Raw genomic sequence first — 6,838 nt, 5'->3', positions numbered from 1 at the left:
CAGGGTTTCACGGTTGCGTTCCCATGCCTGCAGCGTGGCCCGCATGGCCCCCTCACCGTCGAGCCGGTTCATCGCCGGGGACAGCCACCGGGCTGAGCCGGACCGGGAACCGGGATCCACCTCCCCCGAGACCTCGGGGCGTGACGGCACCCCTGACCTGCTGTCACGCCCCGAGCACCACCTCCGAGAGGCAACTCCCCATGAAGAAAACCCTGGCGGCGCTCGCGCTGCTGGCACTGGCGGCGGTGCCGGTGCCGGCCGCCGCCCAGGCGGCGGCGCCCGCCTTCGCCTACGGCGAGGCGCTGCAGAAGTCCATCTGGTTCTACGAGGCCCAGCAGTCGGGGAAGCTGCCGAGCTGGAACCGCGTCAACTGGCGCGGCGACTCCGGGCTCACCGACGGCCAGGACGTCGGGCTCGACCTGACAGGCGGCTGGTACGACGCGGGCGACCACGTCAAGTTCGGCCTGCCGATGGCGGCCAGCGCGACGATGCTGGCCTGGGGCGCGGTGGAGTACCGCGACGCGTACGTCTCCTCAGGGCAGCTCACCCACCTGCTGAACAACCTCAAGTTCGTCAACGACTACTTCATCAAGGCCCACCCGTCGGCGAACGTGCTGTACGGGCAGGTCGGCAACGGCGGCAAGGACCACGCCTGGTGGGGTCCCGCCGAGGCGATGCAGATGGAGCGGCCCGCTTACAAGATCGACGCCTCCTGCGGCGGAGCGGACCTGGCCGGAGAGACGGCGGCGGCGATGGCGGCGTCATCCATCGTCTTCCGTCCGACAAATCCGACTTATGCCGACACGCTGGTGACGCACGCCAAGCAGCTCTACACCTTCGCCGACACCGTGCGGAAGAAGTACAGCGACTGCATCACCGACGCGTCGGGCTACTACCAGTCGTGGAGCGGCTACAACGACGAGCTGGTCTGGGGCGCGATCTGGCTGCACCGGGCCACCCAGGACGCCTCCTACCTGGCCAAGGCGGAGTCGTACTACGACAACCTCGGCACCGAGCCGCAGTCCACCACGAAGTCCTACAAGTGGACGATCGCCTGGGACGACAAGTCGTACGGCACCTACGTGCTGCTGAGCAAGCTGACCGGCAAGCAGAAGTACCTCGACGACGCCAACCGCTGGCTCGACTACTGGACCGTCGGGGTCAACGGCCAGCGGGTGAAGTACTCACCGGGCGGCCAGGCGGTGCTCGACCGGTGGGGATCGCTGCGCTACGCGGCCAACACCTCGTTCGCGGCCCTGGTCCACTCGGACTCGATCACCGACGCGACGCGTAAGGCGAGATATCACGACTTCGCGGTCAGGCAGATCAACTACGCACTCGGCGACAACCCGCGCAACTCCTCGTACGTGATCGGGTTCGGCGCGAATCCGCCGAAGAACCCGCACCACCGCACCGCGCACGGCTCGTGGACCGACCAGATGACCAACCCGGTCGAGACCCGCCACACCCTGTACGGCGCCCTCGTCGGCGGCCCGCCCGACCCCGACGACAAGTACACCGACAAGCGCGACGACTACGTGATGAACGAGGTTGCCACCGACTACAACGCCGGCTTCACCAGTGCCCTGGCCCGGCTCTACCGGGAGTACGGCGGAGCCCCCGCCGCGAACTTCCCGGTCGCCGAGACCCCCGACGGGCCGGAGATCTTCACCGAGGCCGGGGTGAACGCCTCAGGCTCGACGTTCACCGAGATCAAGGCCATCGTCAGGAACCAGTCGGCCTGGCCCGCGCGCCCGCTGACCAACGGCTCGTTCCGCTACTACTTCACCCTCGACGGCACCACGACAGCGAACCAGATCACCGTGTCGTCGGCCTACAACCAGTGCAAGGCCCCGACCGGGCCGACCCTGCTGTCCGGTAAGACCTACTACGTCACCATCGACTGCTCCGGCACCTCCATCTCCCCCGCAGGCCAGTCGCAGCACCGGCGCGAGGTGCAGTTCCGCCTCGCGAGCACCGGCACGTGGGACCCGTCCAACGACTGGTCGTACGTGGGCGTCGCCACCACCCCCGGCGCGACCCCGGTCCGGGTGCAGAACATGACGCTCTACTCCGGCACGACGAAGATCTGGGGCACTCCCCCCGGTGACGAGCCGCCGCCGCAGGAGGACCTCGTCGCCCCGTCCCGGCCCGGCAAGCCCGTCGTCTCCGCGATCACCGGGAGCGGTGCCACGCTGACCTGGACCGCGTCGACGGACAACGTGGGCGTCAGCGGCTACGACGTCTACCGGGGCACGACGAAGGTCGCCACCTCCGCGGCCGCCTCGTACACCCTCACCGGCCTGACCCCGGCGACGGCGTACACCGTGTCCGTGGTGGCCAGGGACGCGGCGGGCAACTCCTCCGAGGCATCCGAGAGCACCGCGTTCACCACGACCCAGGCCCCGGCGGGCGGCTGCACCGCCACCTACACGGTGGGCAACAGCTGGCAGGGCGCCTTCCAGGGCGAGGTCACCGTCAAGAACGAGGGCGCCTCGGCGATCTCCGGCTGGACCGTGACCTGGAAGTTCCCCAACGGCCAGACGATCAGCCAGCTCTGGAACGGCACGCTCACCCAGACCGGGGCGGACGTGTCGGTCAGGAACGTGGCCTGGAACGGCAACCTCGCCCCGAACGCGTCGGCGTCCTTCGGCTTCACCGCGAGCCAGAGCAGCGTCAACAGCATCCCCACTCCGGTGACCTGCACCGCGAGCTGACACCTTCGTCCCTCCAATGTCCAGGCGCCCCGGTCCACTCAGCCGGCGCCTCCCTGCCCCGGCCGGGCGCGACGACCCCTCCGCCCGGCCGGGCACTCCCCAACCGAGGTAGGTCATGCGTTTCAGAAGCCTGGCGCTGCTCGCGGCGCTCCTGCTCTCGTTCTTCGTCTCGATCCCACCCGCCCACGCCGCCGTCGGTCTCCGCGTGAGCGGTACGAAGATCGTTGAGTCGAACGGCAACACGTTCGTCATGCGGGGTACCAGCCACGCGCACACCTGGTACCCGTCCCAGACCGCCTCGTTCGCGGGGATCAAGTCGCTCGGCGCGAACACGGTCCGGGTGGTGCTCAGCGGCGGCCGGTGGACCCCCAACGGCGTCTCCGACGTGGCGAACGTGGTCTCGCTCTGCAAGCAGAACAAGCTCATCTGCGTGCTGGAGAACCACGACACCACCGGGTACGGCGAGCAGAGCGGCGCCTACACCCTCGACCAGGCCGTGGACTACTGGATCAGCGTCAAGAGCGCGATCGTCGGCCAGGAGGACTACGTGGTCCTCAACATCGGCAACGAGCCCTTCGGCAACAACGCGACCACCCCCGGCTGGACCCAGGCCACCTCGTCCGCGATCTCCCGGCTGCGGAGCAACGGCTTCCAGCATCTGATCATGGTCGACGCGCCCAACTGGGGCCAGGATTGGGGCTTCACCATGCGCGACAACGCGGCCACCGTCTTCGCCGCCGACTCGCAGCGCAACACCGTCTTCTCCATCCACATGTACGGCGTGTTCGACACGGCCGCCGAGGTCACCGGCTACATGCAGAGCTTCCAGACCGCCGGGCTGCCCCTGGTCGTCGGCGAGTTCGGCTTCGACCACTCGGACGGCAACCCCGACGAGGACACGATCATGGCCCAGGCCCAGGCCAGGGGCATCGGCTACCTCGGCTGGTCGTGGAGCGGCAACGGCGGCGGCGTCGAGTACCTCGACCAGGTGACCAACTTCAACGCCGCCAGCCTCACCAGCTGGGGTCAGCGGCTCTTCAACGGCGCGAACGGCATCGCACAGACCTCCGTCGAGGCCAAGATCTACGGTGGGAGCACCACCCCCGACACCGAGGCGCCGACCAAGCCGGGCACGCCCACCGCCTCCGCGATCACCGGGAGCGGCGCCACGCTGACCTGGACCGCCTCGACGGACAACCGCGCCGTCACCGGCTACGACGTCTACCAGGGCACCACCAAGCTCGGCTCCTCGGCGACGAACTCGATCACCCTGACCGGGCTCAGCGCGCAGACCTCCTACACCGTCCACGTGGTGGCCAGGGACGCGGCCGGGAACACCTCCCCCGCTTCCAGCACCACCACCTTCACCACCACCTCGGCCCCGCCGAGCGGCTGCACCTCCACCTACAAGACGGTCAACTCCTGGCAGGGCGGTTTCCAGGGCGAGGTCACCGTCAAGTGCACCGCCGCCGTCACCGGCTGGAAGACCGTTCTCACCTACCCCTCGGGCGTGAACATCACCCAGTCCTGGAGCTCCACCCTGTCCGCCACTCCCCCGGCCTTCACCTTCACCAACGCCGCCTGGAACGGCTCCATCCCCGCCGGCGGATCCACCACCTTCGGCTTCATCGGCAGCTGGAGCGGAAGCGGCACCCCACCCACCCCCACCATCTCCTAGCCCGCCCACAGGCCTCACCCGCACGGAGTTCTCCCGCGCGAGCGACCCTCCCGTACGAGAACCCGGTGCGGCCGGGGCAAGGGGGTACGGCTCACCTGCCGTGCCCCCTCCCCCCGGACCGTTTCCGAAAGTTTCGGCATCTTCTCGCAAATTTTCTAATCACCAGGCCGGATCTTCCCGACCCTCAGAGAGGACCCCCCATGTCCAGCCTCCGCAAAGCGATCTCGGCAGGGGCGATCGCCCTGCTCCCGCTCGTCACGGCAGCCGTCGCCGTCCTGCCCGCCACCCCGGCCCACGCCTCCGCCTCCCTGCGCGAACACGCCGCCGCACGCGGCAAGTTCATCGGCGCCGCGGTCGCCACCTCCCCGCTGGCGAACGAGACCTCCTACCGCAACATCGCGGCGACCGAGTTCAACCAGATCACCGCCGAGAACGTCATGAAGTGGGACACCACCGAACCCAGCCAGAACCAGTTCAACTGGACCGGAGCGGACGCCGTCGTCAACTTCGCCACGCAGAACAACCAGCAGGTGCACGGGCACACGCTGGTCTGGCACAGCCAGACGCCGAGCTGGGTGCAGAACCTCAGCGCCACCGACATGCGCTCCGCGATGCAGAACCACATCGCCAAGGTCGCCGGCCGCTACGCCGCCAACCCCACGGTCGTCTCCTGGGACGTCGTGAACGAGGTCTTCGACGACAACGGCAACATGCGCAACTCGTTCTGGTACCAGAAGCTCGGCGACACCTACATCGCCGATGCCTTCCGGGCCGCCCGGGCCGCCGACCCTGACGCCAGGCTCTGCATCAACGACTACAACGTCGAGGGCGTCAACGCCAAGAGCACCGCGATGTACAACCTGGTGCGGACGCTGCGGGCGCAGAACGTGCCGGTCGACTGCGTCGGGTTCCAGGGGCACCTGGCCACCCAGTACGGCTTCCCCGGCCAGGTCCAGCAGAACCTCCAGCGCTTCGCCGACCTCGGCGTCCAGGTCAGGTTCACCGAGATCGACGTCCGGATCCAGATGCCCCGCGACGCGGCCAAGGACACCCAGCAGGCCACCTACTACCGCGACGTCGTCAACGCCTGCCTGGCGGTGACCCAGTGCGCGGGCATCACGCTCTGGGGCTTCACCGACAAGTACTCCTGGGTTCCCGACACCTTTCCCAGCGAGGGCGCGGCCCTGATCTACGACGCGAACTACGCCAAGAAGCCCGCCTACACGGCGGTGCACGACGCGCTGGCCGGTGGCACCACCACCCCGGACACCGAGGCCCCGACCAGGCCGGGCACTCCGGTCGCCTCGGCCATCACCTCCTCGGGAGCGACCCTCAACTGGACCGCCTCCACCGACAACCGCGCGGTGACCGGCTACGACGTCTACCAGGGAAGCACCAGGCTCGGCTCGTCGGCCACCAACTCCATCACGCTGACCGGCCTCAGCCCGCAGACCGCCTACAGCGTCACCGTCGTCGCCCGTGACGCGGCGGGGAACACCTCGACCGCCTCCGCGGCGGTGACCTTCACCACCCTCGCCGGGCAGCCCGGCGGCCCCTGCACCTCCACCTACAAGACGGTCAACTCCTGGCAGGGCGGCTTCCAGGGCGAGGTCACCGTGAGCTGCCCCGCCGCCGTCACCAGCTGGAAGACGGTCCTGACCTACCCCTCGGGCGTGAACATCACCCAGTCCTGGAGCTCCACCCTGTCCGCCACTCCCCCGGCCTTCACCTTCACCAACGCCGCCTGGAACGGCTCCATCCCCGCCGGCGGATCCACCACCTTCGGCTTCATCGGCAGCTGGAGCGGAAGCGGCACCCCACCCACCCCCACCATCTCCTAGCCGTACGCGGACCGGCGGTCCAGCGTCGGTCTCACGGGCCCCGTGGCCGGTTCACACCGCGTCACGGGGTTTCCCGCCTCAAGATCGATAATGACGCGAAGGAAGCCGGACAGCGCGAGGCGGCGACACCGCGGTTCGAAAACCGCGGCGCCGCCGCCGGTAATCCTGTGAGAAACAACAACTCGCACTGTGTTGAGAGTCAGGATCCCGAAGAGATTCTTCCCGGGTTTCCGTGCCCTCGGTTCGGGGCGGCGTTTCTCTGTGGAAAAACACGGTCCCGGCGAATACCGGATCCCTATCTCTTGGCGACGCTTCCGGAGCCGCACGAAATCGCGGATCCGGCCGCGAGTGGCCTCACATCCCGGATGTCCTCGACATCCCGGATACCTCGGCCCCGCATCGCACCCCGATCAGAGCGCGGCCACGGCTGGACGGCCGGAAGGCCTAGTCCTCATCGTCGAAGCCACGGAAGCCGGAACCACCGCTCCTGTTGCTCAGCCGGTTGACGTTGTTGTTGTGGTTGTTGATGATCACTCTGACCCGGCTGTGGCCGCGGTTGCCGCGTCCCCAGCCGCCACAGCCGCCGCCGCCGCGGCAGCCGC

The 6,838-nt window shown here is 68.6% G+C and carries 3 protein-coding genes; all 3 read left to right on the top strand.

Annotated features, from left to right (window positions below):
* Nucleotides 1-200: 200 nt before the first annotated feature.
* Nucleotides 201-2,717, top strand: a complete 2,517-nt coding sequence (locus ABZ260_RS43510) for a glycoside hydrolase family 9 protein (RefSeq protein ID WP_355629655.1) — start codon at nt 201-203, stop codon at nt 2,715-2,717.
* Nucleotides 2,718-2,832: 115 nt separating this feature from the next.
* On the top strand, nt 2,833-4,395 hold the full coding sequence (locus ABZ260_RS43505; protein WP_355629653.1) for a cellulase family glycosylhydrolase: 1,563 nt from the start codon (nt 2,833-2,835) through the stop codon (nt 4,393-4,395).
* Between the two features lie 200 nt (nt 4,396-4,595).
* Nucleotides 4,596-6,236, top strand: coding sequence for an endo-1,4-beta-xylanase (locus tag ABZ260_RS43500; protein WP_355629650.1), 1,641 nt, complete (start codon nt 4,596-4,598; stop codon nt 6,234-6,236).
* Nucleotides 6,237-6,838: the final 602 nt, after the last annotated feature.

The sequence above is a fragment of the Streptosporangium sp. NPDC006013 genome, from assembly GCF_040614275.1.
Lineage (GTDB): Bacteria > Actinomycetota > Actinomycetes > Streptosporangiales > Streptosporangiaceae > Streptosporangium.
Note: the sequence above shows the minus strand (reverse complement) of the source record. Positions and strands in the feature narration are given on the sequence as shown.